Annotated in this window: 24 protein-coding genes and 2 rRNA genes (1 of these 26 cut by a window edge); 11 read left to right on the top strand and 15 right to left on the bottom strand. The window is 63.7% G+C overall.

The features are described 5' to 3' along the window. Window position 1: 1 nt before the first annotated feature. Genes rodA through RAM80_RS13730 form a run of 6 tightly spaced genes read right to left on the bottom strand, consistent with a single transcriptional unit; the run spans window position 2 to window position 5,887 of the window. Window positions 2-1,105 carry a rod shape-determining protein RodA gene (gene rodA / locus RAM80_RS13705; RefSeq protein WP_416427476.1) on the bottom strand — a complete coding sequence of 368 codons (1,104 nt, stop codon included), beginning with the start codon at window positions 1,103-1,105 and terminating at the stop codon, window positions 2-4. A gap of 31 nt (window positions 1,106-1,136) precedes the next feature. Next, window positions 1,137-3,032 carry a penicillin-binding protein 2 gene (gene mrdA, locus RAM80_RS13710; protein WP_416427065.1) on the bottom strand — a complete coding sequence of 632 codons (1,896 nt, stop codon included), beginning with the start codon at window positions 3,030-3,032 and terminating at the stop codon, window positions 1,137-1,139. Between the two features lie 18 nt (window positions 3,033-3,050). Further along, window positions 3,051-3,518, bottom strand: a complete 468-nt coding sequence (gene rlmH, locus RAM80_RS13715) for a 23S rRNA (pseudouridine(1915)-N(3))-methyltransferase RlmH (protein WP_027981077.1) — start codon at window positions 3,516-3,518, stop codon at window positions 3,051-3,053. A 9-nt stretch (window positions 3,519-3,527) separates the two neighbouring features. After that, window positions 3,528-3,920, bottom strand: coding sequence for a ribosome silencing factor (gene rsfS / locus RAM80_RS13720; RefSeq protein WP_027981076.1), 393 nt, complete (start codon window positions 3,918-3,920; stop codon window positions 3,528-3,530). Window positions 3,921-3,936: 16 nt separating this feature from the next. Continuing rightward, window positions 3,937-4,605 (bottom strand): nicotinate-nucleotide adenylyltransferase, encoded by a 669-nt coding sequence (nadD, locus tag RAM80_RS13725; RefSeq protein WP_416427477.1) that lies wholly within the window; start codon window positions 4,603-4,605, stop codon window positions 3,937-3,939. A 10-nt stretch (window positions 4,606-4,615) separates the two neighbouring features. Continuing rightward, window positions 4,616-5,887, bottom strand: coding sequence for a glutamate-5-semialdehyde dehydrogenase (locus tag RAM80_RS13730; RefSeq protein WP_416427066.1), 1,272 nt, complete (start codon window positions 5,885-5,887; stop codon window positions 4,616-4,618). A 180-nt stretch (window positions 5,888-6,067) separates the two neighbouring features. On the opposite strand from RAM80_RS13730, the gene RAM80_RS13735 reads away from it, so the two are divergent. Both RAM80_RS13735 and RAM80_RS13740 read left to right on the top strand, forming a co-directional pair. After that, complete coding sequence (locus RAM80_RS13735; RefSeq protein WP_416427067.1) at window positions 6,068-6,763, top strand: DNA-3-methyladenine glycosylase; 696 nt, start codon at window positions 6,068-6,070, stop codon at window positions 6,761-6,763. A 3-nt stretch (window positions 6,764-6,766) separates the two neighbouring features. Next, window positions 6,767-8,083, top strand: coding sequence for a bifunctional DedA family/phosphatase PAP2 family protein (locus RAM80_RS13740; RefSeq protein WP_416427068.1), 1,317 nt, complete (start codon window positions 6,767-6,769; stop codon window positions 8,081-8,083). 106 nt (window positions 8,084-8,189) lie between these two features. On the opposite strand, the gene RAM80_RS13745 is transcribed toward RAM80_RS13740, so the two are convergent. From RAM80_RS13745 to RAM80_RS13755, 3 genes are read right to left on the bottom strand one after another with little or no spacing between them, the layout of a single operon-like run. Then, window positions 8,190-8,780, bottom strand: coding sequence for an LON peptidase substrate-binding domain-containing protein (locus RAM80_RS13745; RefSeq protein WP_416427069.1), 591 nt, complete (start codon window positions 8,778-8,780; stop codon window positions 8,190-8,192). Between the two features lie 10 nt (window positions 8,781-8,790). Next, a complete protein-coding gene (locus RAM80_RS13750; RefSeq protein ID WP_416427478.1) occupies window positions 8,791-9,501 on the bottom strand; it encodes an LrgB family protein in 711 nt (236 codons plus the stop codon). Between the two features lie 2 nt (window positions 9,502-9,503). Continuing rightward, window positions 9,504-9,857: a CidA/LrgA family protein gene (locus tag RAM80_RS13755; RefSeq protein ID WP_416427070.1), complete on the bottom strand. Its 354-nt coding sequence runs from the start codon at window positions 9,855-9,857 to the stop codon at window positions 9,504-9,506. A 157-nt stretch (window positions 9,858-10,014) separates the two neighbouring features. On the opposite strand from RAM80_RS13755, the gene RAM80_RS13760 reads away from it, so the two are divergent. The 3 genes from RAM80_RS13760 to RAM80_RS13770 all read left to right on the top strand — a co-directional run bounded on the left by RAM80_RS13760 (window position 10,015) and on the right by RAM80_RS13770 (window position 12,960). Beyond that, entirely contained in the window at window positions 10,015-10,470 is a 456-nt protein-coding gene (locus tag RAM80_RS13760) for a MaoC family dehydratase (RefSeq protein ID WP_416427071.1), read from the top strand. 88 nt (window positions 10,471-10,558) lie between these two features. Next, complete coding sequence (locus RAM80_RS13765) at window positions 10,559-12,292, top strand: C13 family peptidase (RefSeq protein WP_416427072.1); 1,734 nt, start codon at window positions 10,559-10,561, stop codon at window positions 12,290-12,292. Between the two features lie 26 nt (window positions 12,293-12,318). Next, window positions 12,319-12,960, top strand: coding sequence for an oxidoreductase (locus RAM80_RS13770; protein ID WP_416427073.1), 642 nt, complete (start codon window positions 12,319-12,321; stop codon window positions 12,958-12,960). Between the two features lie 160 nt (window positions 12,961-13,120). Here the strand turns inward: RAM80_RS13770 and RAM80_RS13775 are convergent, their stop codons facing one another. The 4 genes from RAM80_RS13775 to RAM80_RS13790 form a co-directional block, all read right to left on the bottom strand. After that, window positions 13,121-13,408, bottom strand: coding sequence for a YceK/YidQ family lipoprotein (locus RAM80_RS13775; protein WP_416427074.1), 288 nt, complete (start codon window positions 13,406-13,408; stop codon window positions 13,121-13,123). Beyond that, on the bottom strand, window positions 13,401-14,030 hold the full coding sequence (ubiX, locus tag RAM80_RS13780) for a flavin prenyltransferase UbiX (RefSeq protein ID WP_416427075.1): 630 nt from the start codon (window positions 14,028-14,030) through the stop codon (window positions 13,401-13,403). The genes RAM80_RS13775 and ubiX overlap by 8 nt, the downstream gene beginning before the upstream one ends. Next, complete coding sequence (gene mpl, locus RAM80_RS13785) at window positions 14,027-15,376, bottom strand: UDP-N-acetylmuramate:L-alanyl-gamma-D-glutamyl-meso-diaminopimelate ligase (protein WP_416427076.1); 1,350 nt, start codon at window positions 15,374-15,376, stop codon at window positions 14,027-14,029. Before mpl ends, ubiX begins: the two co-directional genes overlap by 4 nt. A 145-nt stretch (window positions 15,377-15,521) precedes the next feature. Then, window positions 15,522-17,423 carry a sigma-54-dependent Fis family transcriptional regulator gene (locus RAM80_RS13790; protein WP_416427077.1) on the bottom strand — a complete coding sequence of 634 codons (1,902 nt, stop codon included), beginning with the start codon at window positions 17,421-17,423 and terminating at the stop codon, window positions 15,522-15,524. 286 nt (window positions 17,424-17,709) lie between these two features. Here RAM80_RS13790 and RAM80_RS13795 point away from each other — a divergent pair, with 286 nt between their 5' ends. From RAM80_RS13795 to RAM80_RS13820, 6 genes are all read left to right on the top strand, one after another. Continuing rightward, window positions 17,710-19,230 (top strand): aldehyde dehydrogenase family protein, encoded by a 1,521-nt coding sequence (locus RAM80_RS13795; RefSeq protein WP_416427078.1) that lies wholly within the window; start codon window positions 17,710-17,712, stop codon window positions 19,228-19,230. Between the two features lie 165 nt (window positions 19,231-19,395). After that, window positions 19,396-19,854, top strand: coding sequence for a GNAT family N-acetyltransferase (locus RAM80_RS13800; RefSeq protein WP_416427079.1), 459 nt, complete (start codon window positions 19,396-19,398; stop codon window positions 19,852-19,854). A 204-nt stretch (window positions 19,855-20,058) separates the two neighbouring features. Continuing rightward, complete coding sequence (locus tag RAM80_RS13805) at window positions 20,059-20,715, top strand: DedA family protein (protein ID WP_416427080.1); 657 nt, start codon at window positions 20,059-20,061, stop codon at window positions 20,713-20,715. A gap of 3 nt (window positions 20,716-20,718) precedes the next feature. Next, window positions 20,719-21,537: a zinc-dependent peptidase gene (locus RAM80_RS13810; RefSeq protein WP_416427081.1), complete on the top strand. Its 819-nt coding sequence runs from the start codon at window positions 20,719-20,721 to the stop codon at window positions 21,535-21,537. Window positions 21,538-21,649: 112 nt separating this feature from the next. Further along, window positions 21,650-22,177, top strand: a complete 528-nt coding sequence (gene ppa, locus RAM80_RS13815) for an inorganic diphosphatase (RefSeq protein ID WP_416427082.1) — start codon at window positions 21,650-21,652, stop codon at window positions 22,175-22,177. Between the two features lie 122 nt (window positions 22,178-22,299). Then, on the top strand, window positions 22,300-23,037 hold the full coding sequence (locus tag RAM80_RS13820) for a LexA family transcriptional regulator (RefSeq protein WP_416427083.1): 738 nt from the start codon (window positions 22,300-22,302) through the stop codon (window positions 23,035-23,037). Between the two features lie 369 nt (window positions 23,038-23,406). Here RAM80_RS13820 and rrf read toward each other — a convergent pair. Together rrf and RAM80_RS13830 are read right to left on the bottom strand one after the other, a co-directional pair. Beyond that, window positions 23,407-23,522: ribosomal RNA gene (gene rrf, locus RAM80_RS13825) — 5S ribosomal RNA — on the bottom strand. 143 nt (window positions 23,523-23,665) lie between these two features. Beyond that, window positions 23,666-26,143, bottom strand: a 23S ribosomal RNA gene (locus RAM80_RS13830); it runs 415 nt beyond the window's last position.

The raw sequence follows: 26,143 nt of genomic DNA on the forward strand, positions 1-26,143 counted from the left end.
ATCAAACCTGCGCGATCCACTTGCGATGGGTATGGATCGACATCAAAACCCCAAACGCTGACATCAGCGTCACCAGCGAAGTTCCGCCGTAGCTAATGAAGGGCAGCGGCACGCCTACGACGGGCAATAGGCCGCTGACCATACCGATATTGACGAAAACGTAAACAAAAAACGTCATGGTCAGGCTGCCGGCCAGCAGCTTGCCGAACAGCGTCTGCGCCTGGGCGGTAATCACCAGGCCACGGCCGATCAGCGCCAGGTACAACAGCAGCAAGGCGCAGATGCCCACCAGGCCGAACTCCTCGCCGAGCACGGCGATGATGAAGTCGGTGTGGCTTTCGGGCAGGAAGTCCAGGTGCGACTGGGTGCCCAGCAGCCAGCCCTTGCCGAACACCCCGCCCGAACCGATGGCGGCCTTGGACTGGATGATGTTCCAGCCGGTGCCCAGCGGGTCGCTCTCGGGGTCGAGGAAGGTCAGGATCCGCTGCTTCTGGTAGTCGTGCATGATGAAGAACCACATCGCCACCGCCACCGGCACCGCCGCGGCGATCACGCTGATGATCCAGCGCCAGCGCAGGCCGGCCATGAAGAGTACAAATGTACCCGAGGCCAGAATCAGCAGCGAGGTGCCCAGGTCCGGCTGGCGCACGATGAGAATGAACGGGATGCCGATCATCATCAGGCTCGCCCCTACATGCTTGAGCGTGGGCGGCAGCGTGCGCTTGGCCAGGTACCAGGCGATGGTGGCCGGCATGATGATCTTCATGAATTCCGAGGGCTGGAACTTGATCACCCCCGGGATGTTGATCCAGCGCGTGGCGCCCATGGCGTTGTGGCCCATGACGTCCACGGCCACCAGCAGGATCACCCCCAGGCAGTAGGCCAGCGGCACCCAGCGGGCCATGAAGCGCGGTTCCAGCTGGGCGATCAGCAGCATGGACACCAGGCCGATGCCGAACGAGGTGGCCTGCTTGATCAGCAGGTCCCAGCTCTTGCCACTGGCCGAATACAGCACGAACAGGCTGCCGGCCGCCAGGGTCAGCAGCAGGATCAACAGCGGGCCGTCGATGTGGATGCGCTGCAGCAAGGTGGCGCGGCGGCGCATCACGTCCTCGCTGGAGAGCATGCGATCGAAATTACTCTTCACGTGCGGTGATCTCCGTTGCGGTATTGCTGGCGTACTCGGGCTTGAGCCGGCCATCGGGGCCCAACAGCCAGGCGTCCATCACCTGGCGCACCACGGGCGCCGCGACGCCGGAACCGGACTCGCCGTTCTCCACCATCACCGCAACTACAATTTTGGGATTGTCAGCCGGCGCAAAACCCACGAACAGGGCGTGGTCGCGATGGCGTTCCTGAAGTTTGGAGCGGTCGTATTTTTCGCCCTGCTTGATGGCCACCACCTGGGCAGTGCCGCTCTTGCCGGCAATGCGGTATTGGGCGCCGACCGACGCCTTGCGGGCGGTACCACGGGCACCGTGCATCACTTGCTGCATGCCGTGGTTGACGCGGTCCCAGTCGTTGGGGTCGCGCAGCACAATGTCTTCCATGGGGTTCTCGTCCACCGGCGGTTCACCTTCGATGGTGCGCGCCAGGTGCGGACGGTTCCACTTGCCCTTGTTGGCCACCAGCGCGGTGGCCTGGGCCAGTTGCAGCGGGGTGGCCTGCATGTAGCCCTGGCCGATCCCCAGGATCAGGGTTTCACCCGGGAACCATGCCTGGCGCCGGGTAGCGCGCTTCCAGTCCCGCGACGGCATCAGCCCCGGGGACTCCTCGAACATGTCCAGGGCGACCTTCTGGCCGATGCCGAAACGGTTGAGGTAGCTGGACAGGCGGTCGATGCCCATCTTGTGCGCCAGGTCGTAGAAGTAGGTGTCGTTGGACCGCATGATCGCCGTGTCCAGGTCCACCCAGCCGTCGCCGCTGCGGTTCCAGTTGCGGTACTTGTGGTCGAAGTTGGGCAATTGGTAGTAGCCGGGGTCGAACACCCGGGTGCTGGCAGTCACCACACCAGTGTCGAGGCCGGCGATGGCCACCGCCGGCTTGATGGTCGAGCCCGGCGGGTACAGGCCGCGCAGCACGCGGTTGAACAGCGGCCGGTCGATGGAGTCGCGCAGGTCAGCATAGGCCTTGAAGCTGATGCCGGTGACAAACAGGTTGGGGTCGAAGCTCGGCTGGCTGACCATGGCCAGCACCTCGCCGGTCTGCGGGTCGAGGGCTACAATGGCGCCACGACGGCCGGCCAGCGCGGCCTCGGCGGCTTCCTGCAGGTTGATGTCCAGGCTCAGGACGATGTCCTTGCCAGGCACCGGGTCGGTGCGCTTGAGCACCCGCAGCACGCGGCCACGGGCGTTGGTCTCGACTTCTTCATAACCCACCTGGCCGTGCAACTGCGGCTCGTAGAAGCGCTCGATGCCGGTCTTGCCGATATGGTGGGTGCCGCTGTAGGCCACGGCGTCGAGGCTCTTCAGCTCTTTCTCGTTGATGCGCCCCATGTAGCCCACCGAATGGGCGAAATGCGGCCCCTGGGGGTAATGGCGCACCAGCTGCGCGACCACTTCCACCCCAGGCAGGCGGAACTGATTCACGGCAATTCGGGCGATCTGTTCTTCGTTGAGCTCGAACAGTATCGGTACCGGCTCGAACGGCCGGCGGCCCTGCTTCATGCGCTTTTCGAACATGGCGCGTTCGTCAGGGCCCAGGTCGAGGATCTGGACGATGCTGTCCAGCACCTGCGCCCAGTCCCCGGCCCGCTCACGGGTCATGCTCAGGCTGAAGCTGGGCCGGTTATCGGCGATGATCACCCCGTTACGGTCGTAGATCAGCCCGCGCGACGGCGGAATCGGCTGCACGTGCACCCGATTGTTCTCCGACAGCGTGGAGTGATATTCGTACTGGATGACCTGCAGGTAATACAGGCGAGCCACCAGCGCACACACCATCACCATCACCACGATTGCGCCGACCACGACGCGGCTACGCACCAGGCGTGCGTCTTTCTCGTGATCCTTGAGGCGAATCGGCTGGGACATGAAAGGCGGCTTGTACGCTTATTTGTGGTAAGGGTGCCCGGACAGGACTGTCCAGGCGCGATACAACTGCTCGCCGATCAGGATGCGTACCAGCGGGTGCGGCAAGGTCAGGGGCGACAGCGACCAGCGCTGGTCGGCGCGCGCGCACACTTCAGGCGCCAGCCCCTCGGGGCCGCCCACCATGAAGTTGACGGTGCGCGAATCCAGCCGCCACTTGTCCAGCTCTACCGCCAGCTGCTCGGTGCTCCACGGCTTGCCGTGCACTTCGAGCGTGACGATACGCTCCCCCGGCTGAACCTTGGCCAACATGGCTTCGCCTTCCTGACGGATGAAGCGCGCCACGTCGGCGTTCTTGCCGCGGGTGTTGAGCGGGATTTCCACCAGGTCGAGGGCAAGCTCGGACGGCAGACGCTTGGCGTATTCCTGCCAACCGTCTTCCACCCACTTCGGCATGCGCGAGCCGACCGCAATCAGACGCAGACGCATGGCCCGGCCTTATTCGTTGCCCGGGGTGTGGTGCGCGCCGCTGGCGGCACGGCTCTGCTCGGCGCCCTGCCACAGGCGTTCCAGGTCGTAGAACTGGCGGGCAGCGGCGGTCATCATGTGCACGATGACGTCACCCAGGTCCAGCAGCACCCAGTCGCTTTCGCCCTTGCCTTCTTCACCCAGTGGCTGCGCGCCCTTGGCCTTCACGTTCTCGCGAACCTTGTCCAGCATGGCGTTGATCTGGCGGCTGGAGGTACCGGTGGCGATGACCATGTAGTCGGTCAGGCTGTGCTTGTCCTTCACGTCGATGACCAGGATGTCCTGGGCCTTGACGTCTTCCAGTGCGGCCTTGGCCAGTTCGACCAGCTCTTCGCCGGATACGCTGATTTTTTGCTTAGTCATATAAAACTCGTTCAGTTCAATTGGACGCACGGTACAGCCCGTGCGCCTCGATGTAGGCCAGTACCGCGTCAGGCACCAGGAAACGTACCGACTTCCCGCTGGCCAGCAGTTGACGGATCTGGGTGGCCGACACCGCGAGGGGGGTCTGCCAGACGAAAGTAATATTCCCGCCAGGCCCTTCAAGGGCCAGCGGGTCGCTGACCGACCGCGCGGCCAGCAGGTTGCGCAAGGCATCCGGCGGCTCGCTGTCGGCGTCAGGCCGCTGCAATACCAGGATATGGCAGTGCTGCAGCAGTTCTTCCCAGCGGTGCCAGGAAGGCAGGCCACAAAAGGCATCCCAGCCCAGCAGCAGGAACAGCTGGTCATCGGCGGCGAGTTCCGCGCGCATCAGCTCCAGCGTATCAATGGTGTAGGACGGCTTGTCCCGTTGCAGCTCCCGGGCATCCACCGTCAACGGCGCCACGCCCTGCACCGCGCATTGCACCATCGCCAAGCGGTCCTGCGGCGTCACCTGCGGGGTGTCGCGGTGCGGCGGCCGGGCGTTGGGCGTCAGGCGCAGTTCGTCCAGGCGCAGCGCATCGGCCACTTCCAGCGCGCTGCGCAGGTGGCCGATGTGCACCGGGTCGAAGGTGCCCCCCAGCACGCCGATACGGCGTGGCGCGGGTTTGCTGCCTGGCTGGCTCAGGTCGCCCAAGTCAGGCCGGCTCCTGGCCGCGCAGCTGGCCGTCGCCGACCACGATGTATTTCTCGCAAGTCAGGCCTTCCAGGCCTACCGGGCCACGGGCGTGGATCTTGTCCGTGGAAATGCCGATTTCCGCACCCAGGCCATACTCGAAGCCGTCGGCGAAGCAGGTCGGGGTGTTGATCATCACCGAGGCGGAATCGACTTCGGCGGTGAACCGCCGGGCCTCGGCCAGGTTCTCGGTGGCGATGGAGTCGGTGTGGTGCGAACCGTAGTGATTGATGTGCTCGATGGCCTGGTCCAGGCCGTCGACCACGCGAATCGACAGGATCGCCGCCAGGTATTCGGTGTGCCAGTCGGCCTCGGTGGCCGGCAGCGCCTGGATGATGTCACGGGTGCGCTCGCAGCCGCGCAGTTCCACGCCCTTCTCGGCGAACTGGGCAGCCATGGCCGGCAGGAAGTCGGCGGCCACGGCCGCGTCCACCAGCAGGGTTTCCATGGCACCGCAGATACCGTAGCGGTAGGTCTTGGCGTTGAAGGCGATGCGCTGGGCCTTGGCCAGGTCGGCGTCGGCGGCAACATAGATATGGCAGATGCCATCCAGGTGCTTGATGACCGGCACCTTGGCATCGCGGCTGACGCGCTCGATGAGGCCGCGGCCGCCACGGGGCACGATGATGTCGACATACTCAGGCATGCTGATCAGCGCGCCCACGGCCTCGCGGTCGGTGGTTTCCACTACTTGCACCACGGCGGCTGGCAGGCCGGCCTCGGCCAGGCCGCGCTGCACGCAGGCGGCGATGGCACGGTTGGAATGGATGGCCTCGGAGCCGCCGCGCAGGATGGTGGCGTTGCCGGACTTCAGGCACAGGCTGGCGGCGTCGATGGTCACGTTGGGGCGCGACTCGTAGATGATGCCCACCACGCCCAGGGGTACGCGCATCCTGCCGACCTGGATACCCGACGGCCGATAGCTCATGTCGCGGATCGCACCCACCGGGTCCGGCAGGCTGGCCACCTGGCGCAGGCCGACGATCATGCCGTCGATGCGCGCAGGGGTCAGCGCCAGGCGCTCGAGCATGGCCGGCTCCAGGCCGTTGGCCCGGCCAGCGGCCAGGTCCTGCTCGTTGGCGGCGGTGAGTTCGCTGCGGGCGGCGTCCAGGGCGTTGGCGGCAGCCTGCAGGGCGCGGTTCTTCTGCGCAGTGCTGGCGCGCGCGATCACGCGGGAGGCTTCGCGGGCGGCGCGACCCAAACGGGTCATGTAGTCAAGAACGGACTCAGTCATGGTCTCTGTGGTCTTGGCAAAGAGGAAAGCGGCTGATTATAGCTGTCTCGAGGGTCCACCGACAGCGGTGGCAGGCGGATGGTCAAAAACAGTCACACAACGGGCAACGATTCAGCCGTGATTAAGCCACAGATGAATATTATCCTTGCGAGCTCTTTCGTATCTTCCGGTAACCGCCCGATGCTGCCTGCCCTGCCCTGGCCCGATGCTCGCCCCCTGCCCGACGCTTTCTTCGACCGCGACGCCCAAGTGCTGGCCCGCGAGTTGCTGGGCAAGGTGATTCGCCATCGCCAGGGGCCGTACTGGCTGTCGGCACGCATTATCGAGACCGAGGCCTATTACTGCGCCGAGAAAGGCAGCCACGCCTCCCTGGGCTACACCGAGAAACGCAAGGCGCTGTTCCTCGACGGCGGGCACATCTACATGTACTACGCCCGCGGCGGCGACTCGCTGAACTTCAGCGCCCAGGGCCCCGGCAACGCGGTGCTGATCAAGTCCGCCTACCCCTGGGTGGACGCCCATGCCGACGCCAACGCCCTGGCGCAGATGCAGCTGAACAACCCCGACGCCAGCGGCAACCCGCGCCCGCCCGAACGCCTGTGCGCCGGGCAGACCCTGCTGTGCAAGGCGCTGGGCCTGAAGGTGCCCAATTGGGACGCCCGGCGCTTCGACCCTGAACAATTATTTGTCGAAGACCTTGGCATTATCCCGAAACAAATTATCCAGACCACCCGCCTGGGCATCCCCCACGGGCGTGACGAACATCTGCCGTACCGCTTCGTGGACGCCGAGCATGCCCGCCATTGCACAAGGAACCCCTTGCGCCGCGGTCAAGTCGAAGGTCGCGACTTTTCCATCCTCACGCAAGGAAACTGAAACATGGGCCCATGGCTCGACGGGCTGACCGCCTGGTTGTCCGCTCACCCCCAATGGCTGGGGCTGGCGATTGTGCTGGTGGCCGGCACCGAATGCCTGGCGATTGTCGGCCTGATCGTGCCCGGCACCGTGCTGCTGTTCGCCATCGCCGTGCTGGCCGGCAGCGGCGCGCTGTCGCTGGGCGAGACCTTGCTGCTGGGCTACATCGGCGGCCTGCTGGGCGACGGTTTGTCCTACTTCACCGGGCGCCATTTCCACCAGAACATCCGGCGCCTGCCTGGCTTGCGCCACCATCCCGAATGGATCGGCCGCGCCGAAGGCTATTTCCAACGCTACGGCATCGCCAGCCTGCTGGTGGGGCGCTTCATCGGCCCGCTGCGGCCGATGCTGCCCATGGTGGCGGGCATGTTCGACATGCCGCTGGTGCGGTTCGTGGGGGTGAGCCTGCTGGCGGGCGCCGGCTGGTCGGTGGTGTACCTGATGCCTGGCTGGGCCACCGGTGCCGCCATGCGCCTGCCGCTGCCGGAAGGCTTCTGGCCCCAGGCAGGCGTGCTGGCCGCAGGCTTCGCCATCCTGATCGGCCTGAGCGTGAGCGCCGCCTGGCAATCGCGCCGCCATGGCACCCGGCTGGTCACGGCCATGTGCCTGGTGCTGCTGGCGGGCGTGTTCCTGGGCTGGCCGCACCTGGTGCAGTTCGACCAGGGCATCATGACCCTGGTGCAGGAACACCGCGGCGCGCTGGCTGACGACATCGCCGTGGCGCTGACCAAGATGGGCGACTTCCGCACCCAGTTCGTGCTGGCGGCGCTGCTCTGCGGCCTGCTGCTGGTGCTGCGCCAGTGGCGGCCGGCCGTGTTTGCCGTCGGCACGCTGCTGGGTACCGCGCTGGGCAACGGGCTGATGAAGCACGTGTTCGCGCGCATGCGCCCGGACGTGATGACCCACCCCCTGGGCACCTACAGCATGCCCAGCGGCCACAGTTCGGCGGCGTTCGCGCTGTTCCTGACCCTGGCCGTGCTGGCCGGGCGCGGCCAGCCGCCGAGGCTGCGGCTGACCTGGTTGTTGCTGGGCATCCTGCCGGCGGGGAGCATCGCCCTGTCACGGGTGTACCTGGGGGCGCATTGGCCCACGGATATCCTGGCGGGCGCCCTGCTGGCGTGCTTCGTGTGCGCGGCCAGCCTGACCCTGAGCCAATGGCGCCAGCCGTTGCCAGCCATGGCGCCGAGGGTGTGGTGGGTGGTGATGCCGGTCACGACGGTAGTGCTGGCGTATTTCGCCACGCGGGAGTTTTCCCATACCCTGCTGCGCTACGCCTACTGAAGGCCGTTACGACGCTGTTGTGGGAGCTGGCTTGCCAGCGAGCTGTTGAGGCCCTAAAAACTCGCTGGCAAGCCAGCTCCCACAAAGACGGTTGTTGATACAAGGGTCAGGCGAACAGTTCGCCCTGCAGGTCGTCGAGCAGCACCTGGATGCCCGCAAGCCGCTCGGAAGGTTCCTGCAGCGCCAGCAGGTCGATCTTGTCCAGCTCAGGGAACGGCAGCAGGTACGCCAACTGGTTCGCCAGCGACTGGCGCCCGGGGATCTCGTTGCCCATGTCCAGCGCTGCCACCATGGGGTGCTCGGCGAGGGCGTGCAGCAGCGCCACCAGGTCGTCGTCCTCTTCCTGCAGCGGCTGGTCGGCGCTTTCCGGCAACCACTCCACGTCCGCCACCAGCAGCTGGTCGCGCTGCAGCTCGGTGCCGGTCACGCGGAAGCGGCGCACGCCCTCCACGCGAATGCCCAGTAGGCCGTTGTCCTGCTGCTGGAAATCGCGGATCACCGCCTCGCAGCCGATAACCGCATGCCCGGTGGGCGCCGGGCCGACTTCCTGGCCTTCCAGGATGCACACCACGCCAAATCCGGCGCCCTGCTTCATACAGCGGCCGATCATGTCCAGGTAGCGCGCCTCGAAAATCTGCAGGTCGAGCATGCAGCCGGGGAACAGCACGGTATTGAGGGGGAACAACGGCAAGGTCATAGTGGTTTCCTTAAACGAACAGGCTGACGACCAGCGGCAGGAACACCGCGGTCGACACCCCCATCAGGCTCATCGCCAGCGCAGCGAAGGCCCCGCACTCCTCGCCTTCCTGCAGGGCCACCGAAGTGCCCACCGCATGGGCGGTCATGCCCAGGGCCATGCCCCGGGCTGCGGGGCTGCGTACCTTGAGCATGGACAGCATGGCCGGGCCGAAGATCGCGCCGATCACGCCGGTAATCAGCACGAACACTGCCGCCAGCGCTGCCACGCCACCAATCTGCTCCGCTACCAGCATAGCGATGGGCGAGGTCACGGACTTGGGGGCCAGGGTCATCAGAATCAGGTGCTCGGCGCCGAAGCTCCAGGCCAGCAACAGCCCCAGGCCGGTGGCGAACACCCCGCCTACCACCAGCGTAGCCAAGGTGGGCGCCAGCAATTGGCGGATACGCTTGAGGTTCAGGTACAGCGGCACGGCCAAGGCCACGGTGGCCGGCCCCAGCAGGATGCCGAGAATGTCAGTGCTCTTGCGGTATTCGCCGTAGCTGACGCCGGTCAGCAGCAGGATACCGATGATCACCAGCATGGACACCAGCACCGGCTGCAGGAAGATCCAGCGGGTGCGCTCGTACCCGGCCAGCACTAGCTGGTAGGTGCCCAGGGTGATGCCGATGCCGAACAGCGGATGGTGAATCACCGACGCCAGCGCGCCGTGCCAGTCCAGGGTCATGAGTGGTCCCCGCGCCGCGCCAGCATTTTCTGCATCAGCCAGCCCGCCAGCGCCATGGACACCAGCACCGAGATCACCAGGGTGCCGGCAATCGCCCAGAAGTCGGCAGCAATATCACTGGCATAGGCCATCACGCCCACGGCCGGCGGCACCAGCAACAACGGCAGGTAGCGCAGCAGGCTGGACGAGGCGTCGCCCAGAGGCTTGCCCACCTCGCCGCGCAGCATCAGGAACGCCAGCAACAGCAGCAGGCCGATGATCGGCCCCGGCAGCATGCTCAGCACCAGATGATTGATGGCCGTGCCCAGCAATTGGAAAACGATCAGCCACGTCAAACCACGTAACAACATATTTTTCTCCGCCCCTGGCATGCCGGGCCATTATAAGCACGCAAGCTTGGCGGCTATAAACCGCCATTCGCCATGGCCATGGAAGCTTGACCGGCGTGGATGACCATGCTGATCTAGACGCGCGTATGCCAACGCGCCATCAACAAGGAGAGTGCAGATGCCCTTTGTACCCGTTGCAGAACTCAAGCAGTACGTCGGTAAGGAACTGGGGTATTCCCAATGGTTGAAGATCGACCAGGCTCGCATCAACCTGTTTGCCGAGGCCACCGGTGACTTCCAGTTTATTCACGTGGACCCGGAAAAAGCCGCCAAGACCCCGTTTGGCAGCACCATTGCCCACGGTTTCCTGTCGTTGTCGCTGATCCCCAAGCTGATGGAAGACCTGCTGGTGGTGCCCGAGGGCCTGAAAATGGTGGTCAACTACGGCCTGGACAGCGTGCGCTTCATCCAGCCGGTGAAGGTCGACTCCAACGTGCGGCTCAAGGTGGAACTCACCGAAGTCACCGAGAAAAAGCCCGGCCAATGGCTGCTCAAGGCTACCGCCACCCTTGAAATCGAGGGTTCGGAGAAGCCGGCGTATATCGCCGAACCGCTATCACTCTGCTTCGTGTAATAACCAGACAGCGGGCAATGCCGCCGGTGGCTGTTTCACCGGGGGCATTGTGCGGCATACTCGGCGCCTTACTTGCCCGGATCCCGCCATGCGCCCACTCGTTCCCCTCGCCCTGACCTTATTGATCACCGCCTGTGGCGATGGCGAGTCCCTTTCCCCTCCCGACGCGCGCCTGCCCGATGGCGGCCGCTACCGTGGCGAGGTGGTCAATGGCCTGTTGCAGGGCCAGGGCCGGATCGACTACCCCAACGGCAGCTGGTACACCGGTGCGTTCCTCAACGGCCAGTGGCACGGCCAGGGCGAATGGCACGGCAGCAACGGCGAACTCTACCGCGGCGAATTCAAGCAGGGCCTGTTCGACGGCCAGGGCACCCTGAGCGCCAACGGCACTACCTACACCGGCACCTTCAAGCTGGGCCGCCGCGACGGCGAAGGCACGCTGAAAGAGCCGGGGCAAAGCTACCGTGGCGGCTTCAAGGCCGACCAGTATTCGGGCGCCGGGCACCTGGAGCTGGACGACGGCAGCGACTACCAGGGCGTGTTCGCCCAAGGCAAACCCAACGGCGAAGGCGTGCGCAGCGACGGCAGCGGCAACCAGTTCACCGGCAATTTCGTCAACGGCGAGCTGGAGGGCCACGGCACCTTCAGCAGTTCCGACGGCGACCAGTACATCGGCGAGTTCCAGCACAACCGCCTGCAAGGCCGCGGCCGCTACGAAAGCGCCGAGGGCGACGTGTGGATCGGCGAGTTCAAGGAAGGCGCGCTGAGCGGTGAGGGCGAAATGTTCGGCAGCGACGGCAGCCACTTCAAGGGCCGTTTCGAGGACTGGCATTTCGCCGGCCAGGGCACCCTGAGCCTGGCCGATGGCAGCAGCTACGAGGGCAACTTCGACACCGACACCTACGACGGCAAGGGCACCCTCACCCACAAGGACGGCGAGGTGGAAAGCGGCTGGTGGACCAACGGCCAGCGCGTACGCGACGCCCAGGGCAAGCTGCTGCCCGACACCCTCGAACTGGGCCTGCTGAACCAGGGCGCGCTGCTGGACAAGGCGCTGGCTGCCGTGCCCGCCTCCACCAATGGCGAAATCCAGCTGTACAGCCTGACCCTGGCCGGTGATGGCAAGCAGAGCGTGTTCATGCGCGAGGCCGACTACGTCAACCACATGCTCGCCAGCCGCTTCGGCGCCGTGGGCCAGGTGAACCTGGTGAACCACCGCGACCACCTGGGCGACCGGCCCATGGCCACCCGCGAGACCCTCAGCCGCGCGGTGCAGACCATCGCCCAGCGCAGCGGCGCCGAGGACCTGGTGTTCATCTACCTGACCAGCCACGGCACCCACGAACATGAGCTGGTGCTGGACCAGCCGCGCCTGCAGCTGTCGGACCTGCCACCCGACGAACTGGCCGCGGTGCTGGCGCCGCTGAAGAACCGCGACAAGATCGTGGTGATTTCAGCGTGCTACTCCGGCGGCTTCGTGCCGGCGCTCAAGGACGACCACACGCTGGTCATGACCGCCTCGCGAGCCGACCGCGTGTCGTTTGGCTGCTCGGAGGAGTCGGACTTCACCTATTTTGGCGACGCGCTGTTCGCCCAGGCCCTGAACGAAACGGACGACCTGCAACAAGCGTTCGAACTTGCCCGCAAGCATGTTGCCGAACGTGAACAGGCGGACGGCTTCGATGCGTCCGAGCCGCAGATCTGGGCCCCCAAGGGCGTGCTTGCACACTGGCAACGCCTGCGCCAGCAGCAGGCCAGGCGGGCGCTGCAAAGTGCGGCACTGGGCAGTGGGGCCCAGGCGAAAAGTGCAGGAAGCCACTAGACTTCCTGTAACAGGGGAGAGACAACATGTATTTGACGCCGCAGCACATCATGCTCGCTGGAGCCACCGGTCTCACGGGTGAACATCTGCTGGACCGCCTGCTCAACGAACCCACGGTGAGCCGCGTACTGGCGCCCACCCGTCGCCCCCTTGCCGAGCACCCGCACCTGGAAAACCCGGTAGGGCCGTTCACTGACCTGCTGCCGGCGCTGGCGGGCCGCGTCGACGTGGCCTATTGCTGCCTGGGCAGCACCATCAAGCAGGCCGGCTCCCAGGAGGCGTTCCGCCAGATCGACCACGACCTGGTCATGGCCTACGCCCACCGCGCCCGGGAGATGGGCGCCCGGCACCTGCTGGTGATCAGCGCCATCGACGCCGACGACAAGTCGAAGATCTTCTACAACCGCGTGAAAGGCGAGACCGAGCGCGACCTCAAGGCCATGAACTGGCCACAGCTGACCATCGTGCGGCCTTCATTGCTGCTGGGCACCCGGGTGCAGCCGCGCCTGGGCGAGCAGCTGGTGGCACCGCTGGCCAAATTGATTCCGGGCAAATACCGCGGCATCGAAGCGTGCCAGCTGGCGCGGGCGCTGTGGCGCCTGGCGCTTGAGGAGCAGGATGGCATCCGCGTGGTTGAATCCGACGAACTGCGCCGTCTGGGCAGGTAAGGGCCGCGTTTTCGCGCGGGACGCAGCCTGCGGCAGCTGCTACGCGAAGATCGCCTCGCCTGCATCGCGGCCAAGGCCGGCTCCTACCACGAACGGTGTAGGAGCCGACTTTAGTCGCGATGCAGGCGACGCCATTTCAAGACAGTTACCGGTACGGAATCTACAGGCCGCCTTGGGCTTGCACGCCGAAGCCGAGCACGTTGAGCACCGACAACGGCAACAGCAGCGTATCCAGCAAGGTGCTGAACGGCAGGTCAACCTGCGGCCAGGCCGGCGCCTCGGCGCCAAACTTATCCACAGGGCAGCACCCGCCTTCGATTGCATACCAATCCAGCCGCGCCCCGGAATACACCACCGGCGCGCCCGGCTTGGCCGCGTCCAGGGTGCGCACGCTGGCGCAGCCGCCCAGCTGCAGGGCGGCCAGCAGGCACGGCAGGAATCTATTCATCGCCGCCCAGGTGGTACTCGCCCCAGCGCGGCAGCATGTCCTGGGGAATGTTCAGCAGGTTCAGCACCCGCGCCACCACGAAGTCCACCAGGTCATCGATGGTCTGCGGCTGGTGGTAGAAACCGGGCGATGCCGGCAGCATCACCGCGCCCATCTGCGACAGCTTGAGCATGTTTTCCAGGTGAATGGTGGAGTACGGGGCCTCGCGCGGCACCAGGATCAGCTGCCGACGCTCCTTGAGGGTGACGTCGGCGGCACGCTCGATCAGGTTGTTGCAGGCGCCGGTGGCGATGGCCGACAGGGTGCCCGTGGAGCACGGCACCACGACCATGGCGGCTGGCGCGCCGGAGCCTGAGGCGACCGGCGACATCCAGTCTTCCTTGCCGTAGACGCGGATCTGGTTGGCCGCAGCGCCGGTGTATTCGGTGAGGAACGCCTGCATGGCCTGGGGCTTGGCCGGCAGCACCACGTCGGTCTCGGTGGCCATCACCAGCTGCGCGGCCTTGGAGATCAGGAAGTGCACCTCGCGGTCTTCGCGCACCAGGCAATCGAGCAGGCGCAGGCCGTACTGGGCGCCCGAGGCGCCAGTCATGGCCAGCGTGATGCGTTCGGGGCCACTCATTTGAGCGCCTCGGCCAGCTTCAGGTGCAGGCCGCCGAAGCCGCCGTTACTCATGATCACCACGTGGGTGCCTGGCTGCGCCTGGCTTTGCACCCGGGCGATGATCGCCTCCAGCGAGTCGGCGACAATGGCCGGCACCGGGCACTGCGCCGCTGTGGCGGCCAGGTCCCAACCCAGGTTCGGCGGTGCGTACCAGATCACCTGGTCGGCATCGCGCACGCTGTCCGGCAGGCCGTCGCGGTGGGCGCCCAGCTTCATGGAGTTGGAGCGCGGCTCGATAACCGCGATCAGCGGTGCATCGCCGATGCGCTTGCGCAGGCCGTCCAGGGTGGTGGCGATAGCCGTGGGGTGGTGGGCGAAGTCATCGTAGATGGTCACGCCCTGCACCTGGGCCACGGTTTCCATGCGGCGCTTGACGTTCTTGAACGCGCTCAGGGCTTCGATGCCCAGGGCCGCCACCACGCCAACGTGGCGTGCCGCGGCCAGGGTAGCCAGGGCGTTGGCGACGTTGTGCTGGCCGGTCAGCGGCCAGTCCACAGTGCCTTCGACCTTGCCATCGAACAACACTTCGAAGCGCGAGCCGTCTTCGCTCAACAGGCGCGCCTGCCATTGGCCGCCAGCGCCGGTGGTCTGCACCGGGGTCCAGCAGCCCATCTGGATCACGCGCTGCAACGCCGGCTCTGTGGTGGGGTGAATCACCAGGCCTTCGCTGGGAATGGTGCGCACCAGGTGGTGGAACTGCCGCTCGATGGCCGGCAGGTCGGGGAAGATGTCGGCGTGGTCGAATTCCAGGTTGTTGAGGATCGCCGTGCGCGGGCGGTAGTGGACGAACTTCGAGCGCTTGTCGAAGAAGGCGCTGTCGTACTCGTCGGCCTCGACCACGAAGAACGGCGTGTCGCCCAGGCGTGCCGACACCGCGAAGTTCTGCGGCACGCCACCAATCAGGAAGCCCGGCGCCATGCCGGCGTGTTCCAGCACCCAGGCGAGCATGCTGCTGGTGGTAGTCTTGCCGTGGGTGCCGGCCACGGCCAGTACCCAGCGCCCCTGCAGCACGTGGTCGGCCAGCCATTGCGGGCCCGACACGTAGGGCAGGCCCTTGTTCAGCACGTATTCCACTGCCGGGTTGCCGCGCGACAGGGCGTTGCCGATCACCACCAGGTCAGGCGCAGGGTCCAGCTGGGCGGCGTCGTAGCCTTGGGTCAGTTCAATGCCCTGGGCCTGCAGTTGCGTGCTCATGGGCGGGTAGACGTTGGCGTCCGAGCCAGTGACGTGATGGCCCAATTCCTTGGCGAGTACCGCCAGCGAGCCCATGAACGTGCCGCAGATACCGAGAATATGAATGTGCATGATTGACCTCGTAAAACATCGAGGCAGGGTAGCCCACGGTAGGAAAAATCTCACGCGCTGATTGCGGCACCTGTCCGTGTGGGAGCTGGCTTGCCAGCGAGTTTTTCGCGGCCCCGACAACTCGCTGGCAAGCCAGCTCCCACGGTCACGCGTTCAGCTGGCGGCTGATGCGGTGTTTGCGCAATTTTCTATACAAGGTGTTGCGGCTCACGCCCAGCTCCTCGGCCACATGGGTCATGTGCCAGCGCTGGCGTTCCAGCACGCCGATCAACGCCGTGCGCTCGGCTTCGGCCAACGGCTGCTCGGGCAAGGGCGCGGGCTGCGCCTGGTCGCGCAGGTACCCCGGCAGGTCGGCGAACGTCACCTGCCCGCCTTCGCTCAGCGCCACCAGCGTGCGCAGCACGTTGCGCATTTGCCGCACGTTGCCGGGCCAGTTGAAGGCCAGCAGCGCCTGCCGTGCTTCCGGTGCCAGGTGCATCGGTTCGCCACCTGCCTCCTGGGCCAGGATGAAATCCAGCAGGGCCGGTTTGTCGGTGCGGTCGCGCAGGGCCGGCAGGTCGATTTCCAACCCGTTCAGGCGGTAATAGAGGTCTTCGCGGAAACTGCCCTCGCGCACCCGCTCCAGCAGGTTGCGGTGGGTGGCGCTGATGATGCGCACATCCACCGCCACGGCCTCGCCACCCAGCGGCACCACCATGCGGTCTTCCAGCACGCGCAGCAGGCGGGTTTGCAGGGCCAGCGGCATGTCGCCGATCTCATCCAGCAACAAGGTGCCGCCGTCGGCCTGCTGCAGCTTGCCACGCATGCCTTCCTTGCGCGCGCCGGTGAAGCTGCCGCCGCGGTAGCCGAACAGTTCGCTCTCGATCAGGCTCTCGGGCAGCGACGCGCAGTTGAGGGCGACGAAGGCCTTGTCGGCGCGGCGGCTGGCCTGGTGCACGGCCTTGGCGAAGGCCTCCTTGCCCGAGCCGGTTTCGCCATGGACCATCAGTGGCACGTCACGCTCGAAGACCTTCAGCGCCCGGCGGAAATCCAGCTGCAGGCGCTCATCGCCCAAGCAGATATCCACAGCCGGGGCCGCCGGTTGCCGCGCCGGCACGGCCAGCACCTGCGGCCGCGGCCGCCCGCGCAGGCTGGCAAACAGTGGCCGGCCATCGCGGCTGCGCAGCGGCCAGCTGGCGGTGGCTTCCTGGGTGGCGCGGCCCAGCAGTTCACCCAGCGCGCATTCGAAGAATGCCTCCACGGGCTGCCCCACCAGGGTGCCGCGCCCGCGCCCCAGCAGGTTCAGGGCGCTCTGGTTGACGGCCACGATGCGCCCCTGTTCGTCGAAGGCCAGCAAGCCCTCACTGAACATGCCCACGGATTCGGCCTGCAAGTGGAAGCGCAACAGCCACTGGTCTTCGAAGTGGCGCATGAAATAGCAGCTCTCGATCATCTTCGCCGAGAGGTTGACCAGGGTCATGGTGTGGAACTGGCTCTGCCGCGAGACGTCGGCCCGCGCCGAAGACACATCGAGCACCGCCAGCAGCTCGCCATTGGGGTCGAACACCGGGCTGGCCGAGCAGGTCAGGCCCGTGTGGCGGCCGCGGAAGTGTTCATCCTGATGAATCGTCAGGGCCTGGCGCTCCACCAGGCAGGTGCCGATGCCGTTGGTGCCCTCGCGCGCCTCGCTCCAGTCGGCGCCCAGCCACAGCCCGGCGCGCTCGAACACCTTGCGTTCGGTGGGCGCGGTGACACAGTTGAGGATCACCCCGCGGGCGTCGGTGAGCAGCACCGCGTGGCCCGCGCCGGACAACTGTTGATGCAAATTGGCCATTTCGCCGCCGGCAATCTGCAGCACCTGCTGCATGCGCTCGCGACTTTCAAGGATGCGCCCATGCTCCAGCACCGTGGGCGCCATGGCCACGGAAGGGTCCAGGTGGTAGTCCTCCAGGCAACGCAACCAGGAGCGGGCGATGGAAGGATCGCTGGCAGGGCTGCCGGACGGTGCCTGGCCCCGCGCGACGGTCAGCACCTGGCGGGCGTGGCGGCTGAGATGATCACTGTGCACTTTTTATTATTCTCCAGTGGAGGTGATCTCCAGCATCCTCCAGGCGCCCCCCCAATGCAATGCCACCTTCGACCCATGGGTCACGGCTGTGTCACACCTGGCACAAAGTGTCACGCCCACTGTCGCGGGGTTGCCACGAAGCCTTGCTACAACTTATCCACAGGGCGGCCGCAAGCCTCGATTTTGCTGGGTTGCAGGGCGCTGGCCCGACACTTGCTCTACGCTTTGTACACGCCGCAAACGCGTCCTCCAGCCAAAAGCATAAAAACCCAAGGAGATACTCACCATGCGTTACGCACATCCCGGTACCGAAGGGGCTCTGGTCAACTTCAAGAGCCGCTACGGCAACTACATCGGCGGCGAATTCGTGGCGCCGGTCAAGGGTCAGTACTTCACCACCACTTCGCCGGTCAATGGCCAGCCCATTGCCGAATTCCCCCGCTCCACTGCCGAAGACATCGATAAAGCCCTGGACGCCGCCCACGCCGCTGCCGACGCGTGGGGCAGCACCTCGGTGCAGGCCCGTTCGCTGATCCTGCTGAAAATCGCCGACCGCATCGAACAGCACCTGGAAACCCTGGCCATCACCGAGACCTGGGACAACGGCAAGGCCGTGCGCGAAACCCTCAACGCCGACATCCCGCTGGCCGCCGACCACTTCCGCTACTTCGCCGGCTGCCTGCGCGCCCAGGAAGGCAGCGCTGCTGAAATCGACGGCAACACCGTGGCCTACCACATCCACGAACCGCTGGGCGTGGTCGGCCAGATCATCCCGTGGAACTTCCCGATCCTGATGGCTGCGTGGAAGCTGGCCCCGGCCCTGGCCGCCGGCAACTGCGTGGTGCTCAAGCCCGCCGAGCAGACCCCGCTGGGCATCACCGTGCTGGTCGAGCTGATCGGCGACCTGCTGCCACCGGGCGTGCTGAACATCGTCCAGGGCTTCGGCAAGGAAGCCGGCGAAGCGCTGGCCACCAGCAAGCGCATCGCCAAGATTGCTTTCACCGGCTCAACCCCGGTGGGTTCGCACATCATGAAATGCGCCGCCGAGAACATCATCCCGTCCACCGTGGAGCTGGGCGGCAAGTCGCCGAACATCTTCTTCGAAGACATCATGCAGGCCGAGCAGAGCTTCATTGAGAAGGCCGCCGAAGGCCTGGTGCTGGCGTTCTTCAACCAGGGCGAGGTGTGCACCTGCCCATCGCGTGCGCTGGTACAGGAGTCGATCTACCCGGCCTTCATGAAGGAAGTGATGAAGAAGATCGAGCAGATCAAGCGCGGCGACCCGCTGGACACCGAGACCATGGTCGGCGCCCAGGCGTCCGAGCAGCAGTTCGACAAGATCCTGTCCTACCTGGACATCGCCAAGGGCGAAGGCGCCGAGCTGCTGACCGGCGGCCAGGTGCAGAAACTGGAGGGCAGCCTGGCGACCGGCTACTACATCCAGCCAACCCTGCTGAAAGGCAACAACAAGATGCGCGTGTTCCAGGAGGAAATCTTCGGCCCGGTGGTGAGCATCACCACCTTCAAGGACGAAGCCGAAGCCCTGGCCATCGCCAACGACACCGAGTTCGGCCTCGGCGCCGGCGTGTGGACCCGCGACATCAACCGCGCCTACCGCATGGGCCGCGGTATCAAGGCGGGCCGCGTGTGGACCAACTGCTACCATCTGTACCCGGCGCACGCGGCGTTCGGCGGCTACAAGAAGTCTGGCGTAGGCCGTGAAACCCACAAGATGATGCTGGACCACTACCAACAGACCAAAAACCTGCTGGTAAGCTACGACATCAACCCGCTCGGCTTCTTCTAAGCTTCTAAGCTGAAAGCGAGGCAGCCCGTTCATGCTTCCTGGGTGAACGGGCTGATTCATTTCAGCGTCCGTTTGATTGCGTTTTCTAATTGTTTTAAGGCAGCATCGGACCAACGGCATGCTGTGGTATTGGCCGCCAACATCCGTCAGCACGTGAGGCCCGTTATGCGAATTATCCAAGCATCGCTGGAGCATCTGGACATGATTGCTCCGTTGTTCGTCAAATACCGCGAGTTCTACGGCGAGCTGCCCTACCCCGATTCGTCCCGGGCGTTCCTGGAAAAGCGCCTGCGCCGCAAGGAATCGGTGATCTACCTGGCCCTGCCCGACGATGATGACAGCAAGCTGCTGGGCTTCTGCCAGCTGTACCCCAGTTTTTCCTCGCTATCGCTCAAGCGCGTGTGGATTCTCAACGACATCTATGTCGCCGAGGACGCCCGTCGCCAGTTGGTGGCCGACCACCTGCTGCGCACCGCGAAGAAGATGGCCAAGGAAACCCATGCCGTGCGCATGCGCGTGTCCACCAGCGCCGACAACGAAGTGGCGCACAAGACCTACGAATCCATCGGTTTCCACCAGGACACTGAATTCCTCAGTTACGTGTTGCCCATCAACTCCGATTGATCCCCCCCCGGCAGCCGCTGCCGTTTGGCGGCGGCTGCACGCTTTCACGGAAATCCGACACGCCTGGCTACAAACTCGTGGGGCATTCCCGGTGTCCGGTCGTATAATCCTGACGCCGCAGGTTGTACGATTTGTTACCGAACAGCCTCACGCCCTTAAAGTCGCCCCAAGCCCGTAGCCTCGGGCCCTGCACAGGTGTTGCACATGGATTTCAACCCGCTTGACCTGATCCTGCATCTCGATACCTACCTCGACCTGCTGGTGAACAACTACGGCCCCTGGATCTACGCGATCCTGTTCCTGGTCATCTTCTGCGAGACTGGCCTGGTGGTGACGCCTTTCCTGCCTGGCGACTCGCTGCTGTTCATTGCCGGCGCCGTGGCCGCTGGCGGCGGCATGGACCCGTTCCTGCTGGCAGGCCTGTTGATGGCAGCCGCCATCCTGGGTGACAGCACCAACTACATCATCGGCCGTACCACGGGGGAGAAGCTGTTCAGCAACCCCAACTCGAAGATCTTCCGCCGCGACTACCTGCAGCAGACCCACGACTTCTACGAGCGCCATGGCGGCAAGACCGTGACCCTGGCGCGCTTCCTGCCGATCCTGCGCACTTTCGCACCGTTCGTGGCTGGTATCGCCAAGATGTCCTACCCACGTTTCCTGGGCTTCAGCGTGGCGGGTACCGTGGTGTGGGTATGTGGCCTGGTAGCGCTGGGCTACTTCTTCGGCAACGTGCCGTTCATCAAGAAGAACCTGTCGCTGCTGGTGCTGGCCATTATCCTGCTGTCGCTGGTGCCCATGGTCATTGGCGTGGTCAAGAGCCGCATGGCCGGCAAGGCCGCCAAGGCCACGTCGCGCTAAGCCATGTGGTCGTTGCGCGCCTGGCGCCGCCGCCGGGCCCTGGCCCGGCACCCACTGGACCCGCAACTGTGGAAACAGGTACGGCACGCCCTGGCCATCCTCGACGACATCACTGTCGAGGAAGACCAGTGGCTGCAGGAGCACAGCGTGCTGTTCCTGCTGGACAAGCACCTGACCAGCCTGGACGGCGTGCAGCTGGATGACCTCACCCGCCTGCTGCTGGCCGCCCAGGCCCAGTTGCCCCTGCTGCACCTGGGCGACCTCAACTGGTACGGCAACTTCCACGAGATAGTGCTCTACCCCGACGACTTCCTCAGCCCCCAGCGCCACCGCGACCCCAGCGGCGTGGAGCACAGCTGGGACGGCGAGCACAGCGGCGAGGCCTGGCAGCAGGGCCCCATCATCCTGGCCCTGCCAGGCGTGCTGGCCAGCGGCGGCTGGGAGGGCTACAACCTGGTCATCCACGAACTGGCGCACAAGCTGGATATGCTCAACGGCGACGCCAACGGCCTGCCGCCCCTGCACGGCGACATGCGCGTCAGCGACTGGGCCGCCGCCATGCAGCACGCCTACGACGACCTGAACCGGCAGCTGGACCACAACCCTCACGCCGAAACTGCCATCGACCCTTATGCCGCGGAAAACCCGGCGGAGTTCTTCGCCGTCACCAGCGAGTATTTTTTCAGTGCCCCGGACCTGCTGCACCAGGCCTACCCGGAGGTTTACCGGCAACTCCAGGCGTTCTACCGCCAGGATCCGCTGACCCGTCTGCAGGGCCTGAAACGCAGCCATCCCGACTACCGCCACAGCCACCCGGCCTGAGGCGGGTGTCGGTCCGGCCGGGCGTGGCAACGCTGCCAATCTATGCAATAATCCCTGCCACTTTTTGGCCTAGACGGCCATTTTTACTGGCCTACAACGGGGGCAACGCCCAATGAGCTACAGCAAGATTCCGGCTGGCAAAGACCTGCCGAACGACATCTACGTCGCCATCGAGATTCCGGCCAACCACGCGCCGATCAAATACGAAATCGACAAGGACAGCGACACCCTGTTCGTCGATCGCTTCATGGCCACCCCAATGTTCTACCCGGCCAACTACGGCTTCATCCCCAACACCCTGGCCGACGACGGCGACCCCCTGGACGTGCTGGTAGTTACCCCGTACCCAGTGGCGCCAGGCTCGGTAATCCGCGCCCGTCCGGTCGGCATCCTGCACATGACCGACGACGGCGGCGGCGACGCCAAGGTCATCGCCGTACCGCACGACAAGCTGTCGCAGCTGTACGTTGACGTGAAGGAATACACCGACCTGCCAGCCCTGCTGCTGGAACAGATCAAGCACTTCTTCGAGAACTACAAGGATCTCGAGAAAGGCAAGTGGGTCAAGATCGAAGGCTGGGGCAACGCTGACGCTGCCCGCGCTGAAATCACCAAGTCGGTTGCTGCCTTCAAAGGCTGAGCCGCCCGGTGACAAAAAACCCTGCCTTGCGCAGGGTTTTTTTATGCCCTCGGAAAAGTCCTACAGCTCTTGAGACTAATGCTCGGCAAGCATGCAGGACCACCCACAACCGGAGCACCGCCATGCTCACATCCGGCGACCGCCTGAGAACCCTGCTGAAAGACTGCCACCTCAGCCCTTCCGACCTGGCCCTGCACCGCAATGTACTACCCCAGCACGTGAACAACTGGATACGCAGGGGCGTGCCCGTGGCACGGCTGGACGACATTGCCGAGTTGCTGTGCGTGCATACCCGCTGGCTGCGTACCGGCCTGGGGCCCAAGTACCGCTTCCCTCCCCCCAGGCCGCCCTATGATCCCCAGGACGAATTCTACGATCAGGACGACCTCGATCCTACGGGCAACCCTACCGTACTGGCCGCCTCCAGCGCAGATGACGTCTTGCTGGCGTTCTACCGCCCACTAAACCGTCAGCTCATCGCCGTGGAGCACCGGCATCTGCGCCTGCCCAGGGCGGCGTTCTCCCGGCTGCTGATAAACCCGGCCCACTGCATGGCGTTGATCATGCCCGATGGCGGCATGGCCCCGCGGCTGCCCTTGGGCGCCGCCCTGGCCATCGATCGTAGCCTCACCACCCCGGTTTCGGGCCAGCCCTACGCCTTCCTACGCGATGGGGAACTGTGCGTGCGCACGATTTACCCCATGACCTGCGATGCGTTGCGGCTGCGGGCAGACAACCTGGGGGAGTTCGGCGATGAGCTAGTGAGCGCCGAGGAGCCCATCGAAATCCTGGGCTGGGTGTTCTGGTGGGCCAGCCTGCAGCCAGCGCGGCCGGATGGGCGCCGGGATGAGAAGGAATGACATTTGTGCTGGGCTTTTGGCGTGAATGTCGCTATTCTTGGCGCACCTTTTGGTAGGCGCTGTTGCTGGACAACATGCAGCCTGCCCAAGCCAGGCGACGGTATCACCGCCCTGGCTGACCTGTAACGCAAGGTTACTGGTCCTTACATTTTTAGAAGGCGGTTGCGGTTTGCCAAAAACAAACCAGGACTGTCGACGAGAAGCCGGCCACAAGCCGGCTTTTTAATGCCCGCAAAAAACCCATCCCCCGTAGCAGCTGCCGAAGGCGGCGTCCCAGGTTGCCCGGTGGTTACGCGTCCGGGATTTTTTGCGCACGCCACAAAGACAAAACCCCCACCTGCGTTAGCAGATGGGGGTTTCGGAATTTAATCTTGACGATGACCTACTCTCACATGGGGAAACCCCACACTACCATCGGCGATGCATCGTTTCACTGCTGAGTTCGGGATGGGATCAGGTGGTTCCAATGCTCTATGGTCGTCAAGAAATTCTGTAGCCAGGATGCCCTTTGGGAGGCATTCCAGCGAATCGGGTATGTGATGGTATTTGTGAATCAGCAAACTTTCGGTTCGTATCATCTTCATAACACCGCAATCTGGTCGTTCGACGCAAATTGCTTGGGTGTTATATGGTCAAGCCTCACGGGCAATTAGTATTGGTTAGCTCAACGCCTCACAGCGCTTACACACCCAACCTATCAACGTCGTAGTCTTCGACGGCCCTTTAGGGAACTCAAGGTTCCAGTGAGATCTCATCTTGAGGCAAGTTTCCCGCTTAGATGCTTTCAGCGGTTATCTTTTCCGAACATAGCTACCCGGCAATGCCACTGGCGTGACAACCGGAACACCAGAGGTTCGTCCACTCCGGTCCTCTCGTACTAGGAGCAGCCCCTCTCAAATCTCAAACGTCCACGGCAGATAGGGACCGAACTGTCTCACGACGTTCTAAACCCAGCTCGCGTACCACTTTAAATGGCGAACAGCCATACCCTTGGGACCGGCTTCAGCCCCAGGATGTGATGAGCCGACATCGAGGTGCCAAACACCGCCGTCGATATGAACTCTTGGGCGGTATCAGCCTGTTATCCCCGGAGTACCTTTTATCCGTTGAGCGATGGCCCTTCCATACAGAACCACCGGATCACTAAGACCTACTTTCGTACCTGCTCGACGTGTCTGTCTCGCAGTCAAGCGCGCTTTTGCCTTTATACTCTACGACCGATTTCCGACCGGTCTGAGCGCACCTTCGTACTCCTCCGTTACTCTTTAGGAGGAGACCGCCCCAGTCAAACTACCCACCATACACTGTCCTCGATCCGGATAACGGACCTGAGTTAGAACCTCAAAGTTGCCAGGGTGGTATTTCAAGGATGGCTCCACGCGAACTGGCGTCCACGCTTCAAAGCCTCCCACCTATCCTACACAAGCAAATTCAAAGTCCAGTGCAAAGCTATAGTAAAGGTTCACGGGGTCTTTCCGTCTAGCCGCGGATACACTGCATCTTCACAGCGATTTCAATTTCACTGAGTCTCGGGTGGAGACAGCGCCGCCATCGTTACGCCATTCGTGCAGGTCGGAACTTACCCGACAAGGAATTTCGCTACCTTAGGACCGTTATAGTTACGGCCGCCGTTTACCGGGGCTTCGATCAAGAGCTTCGCGTTAGCTAACCCCATCAATTAACCTTCCGGCACCGGGCAGGCGTCACACCCTATACGTCCACTTTCGTGTTTGCAGAGTGCTGTGTTTTTAATAAACAGTCGCAGCGGCCTGGTATCTTCGACCGGCATGGGCTTACGGAGCAAGTCCTTCACCCTCACCGGCGCACCTTCTCCCGAAGTTACGGTGCCATTTTGCCTAGTTCCTTCACCCGAGTTCTCTCAAGCGCCTTGGTATTCTCTACCCAACCACCTGTGTCGGTTTGGGGTACGGTTCCCGGTTATCTGAAGCTTAGAAGCTTTTCTTGGAAGCATGGCATCAACCACTTCGTCGCCTAAAGGCAACTCGTCATCAGCTCTCGGCCTTAGAATCCCGGATTTACCTAAGATCCCAGCCTACCACCTTAAACTTGGACAACCAACGCCAAGCTGGCCTAGCCTTCTCCGTCCCTCCATCGCAATAACCGGAAGTACAGGAATATTAACCTGTTTTCCATCGACTACGCTTTTCAGCCTCGCCTTAGGGACCGACTAACCCTGCGTCGATTAACGTTGCGCAGGAAACCTTGGTCTTTCGGCGTGGGTGTTTTTCACACCCATTGTCGTTACTCATGTCAGCATTCGCACTTCTGATACCTCCAGCAAGCTTCTCAACTCACCTTCACAGGCTTACAGAACGCTCCTCTACCGCATCATCCTAAGATGATACCCGTAGCTTCGGTGCATGGTTTGAGCCCCGTTACATCTTCCGCGCAGGCCGACTCGACTAGTGAGCTATTACGCTTTCTTTAAAGGGTGGCTGCTTCTAAGCCAACCTCCTAGCTGTCTAAGCCTTCCCACATCGTTTCCCACTTAACCATGACTTTGGGACCTTAGCTGACGGTCTGGGTTGTTTCCCTTTTCACGACGGACGTTAGCACCCGCCGTGTGTCTCCCATGCTCGGCACTTGTAGGTATTCGGAGTTTGCATCGGTTTGGTAAGTCGGGATGACCCCCTAGCCGAAACAGTGCTCTACCCCCTACAGTGATACATGAGGCGCTACCTAAATAGCTTTCGAGGAGAACCAGCTATCTCCGAGCTTGATTAGCCTTTCACTCCGATCCACAGGTCATCCGCTAACTTTTCAACGGTAGTCGGTTCGGTCCTCCAGTCAGTGTTACCTAACCTTCAACCTGCCCATGGATAGATCGCCCGGTTTCGGGTCTATACCCAGCGACTAAACGCCCTATTAAGACTCGCTTTCGCTACGCCTCCCCTATTCGGTTAAGCTCGCCACTGAATATAAGTCGCTGACCCATTATACAAAAGGTACGCAGTCACAGAACAAAGTCTGCTCCCACTGCTTGTACGCATACGGTTTCAGGATCTATTTCACTCCCCTCTCCGGGGTTCTTTTCGCCTTTCCCTCACGGTACTAGTTCACTATCGGTCAGTCAGTAGTATTTAGC

The sequence above is a fragment of the Pseudomonas sp. App30 genome (assembly GCF_047947025.1).
Classification (GTDB): Bacteria; Pseudomonadota; Gammaproteobacteria; order Pseudomonadales; family Pseudomonadaceae; genus Aquipseudomonas.

Bases quoted from the DNA above. Each gene is read 5' to 3' on its own strand.
- rodA (WP_416427476.1), bottom strand. From the start codon at position 1,105: ATGCGCCGCCGCGCCACCTTGCTGCAGCGCATCCACATCGACGGCCCG.
- mrdA (WP_416427065.1), bottom strand. From the start codon at position 3,032: ATGTCCCAGCCGATTCGCCTCAAGGATCACGAGAAAGACGCACGCCTG.
- rlmH (WP_027981077.1), bottom strand. From the start codon at position 3,518: ATGCGTCTGCGTCTGATTGCGGTCGGCTCGCGCATGCCGAAGTGGGTG.
- rsfS (WP_027981076.1), bottom strand. From the start codon at position 3,920: ATGACTAAGCAAAAAATCAGCGTATCCGGCGAAGAGCTGGTCGAACTG.
- RAM80_RS13730 (WP_416427066.1), bottom strand. From the start codon at position 5,887: ATGACTGAGTCCGTTCTTGACTACATGACCCGTTTGGGTCGCGCCGCC.
- RAM80_RS13735 (WP_416427067.1), top strand. From the start codon at position 6,068: ATGCTGCCTGCCCTGCCCTGGCCCGATGCTCGCCCCCTGCCCGACGCT.
- RAM80_RS13740 (WP_416427068.1), top strand. From the start codon at position 6,767: ATGGGCCCATGGCTCGACGGGCTGACCGCCTGGTTGTCCGCTCACCCC.
- RAM80_RS13745 (WP_416427069.1), bottom strand. From the start codon at position 8,780: ATGACCTTGCCGTTGTTCCCCCTCAATACCGTGCTGTTCCCCGGCTGC.
- RAM80_RS13755 (WP_416427070.1), bottom strand. From the start codon at position 9,857: ATGTTGTTACGTGGTTTGACGTGGCTGATCGTTTTCCAATTGCTGGGC.
- RAM80_RS13760 (WP_416427071.1), top strand. From the start codon at position 10,015: ATGCCCTTTGTACCCGTTGCAGAACTCAAGCAGTACGTCGGTAAGGAA.
- RAM80_RS13765 (WP_416427072.1), top strand. From the start codon at position 10,559: ATGCGCCCACTCGTTCCCCTCGCCCTGACCTTATTGATCACCGCCTGT.
- RAM80_RS13770 (WP_416427073.1), top strand. From the start codon at position 12,319: ATGTATTTGACGCCGCAGCACATCATGCTCGCTGGAGCCACCGGTCTC.
- RAM80_RS13775 (WP_416427074.1), bottom strand. From the start codon at position 13,408: ATGAATAGATTCCTGCCGTGCCTGCTGGCCGCCCTGCAGCTGGGCGGC.
- ubiX (WP_416427075.1), bottom strand. From the start codon at position 14,030: ATGAGTGGCCCCGAACGCATCACGCTGGCCATGACTGGCGCCTCGGGC.
- mpl (WP_416427076.1), bottom strand. From the start codon at position 15,376: ATGCACATTCATATTCTCGGTATCTGCGGCACGTTCATGGGCTCGCTG.
- RAM80_RS13795 (WP_416427078.1), top strand. From the start codon at position 17,710: ATGCGTTACGCACATCCCGGTACCGAAGGGGCTCTGGTCAACTTCAAG.
- RAM80_RS13800 (WP_416427079.1), top strand. From the start codon at position 19,396: ATGCGAATTATCCAAGCATCGCTGGAGCATCTGGACATGATTGCTCCG.
- RAM80_RS13805 (WP_416427080.1), top strand. From the start codon at position 20,059: ATGGATTTCAACCCGCTTGACCTGATCCTGCATCTCGATACCTACCTC.
- RAM80_RS13810 (WP_416427081.1), top strand. From the start codon at position 20,719: ATGTGGTCGTTGCGCGCCTGGCGCCGCCGCCGGGCCCTGGCCCGGCAC.
- ppa (WP_416427082.1), top strand. From the start codon at position 21,650: ATGAGCTACAGCAAGATTCCGGCTGGCAAAGACCTGCCGAACGACATC.
- RAM80_RS13820 (WP_416427083.1), top strand. From the start codon at position 22,300: ATGCTCACATCCGGCGACCGCCTGAGAACCCTGCTGAAAGACTGCCAC.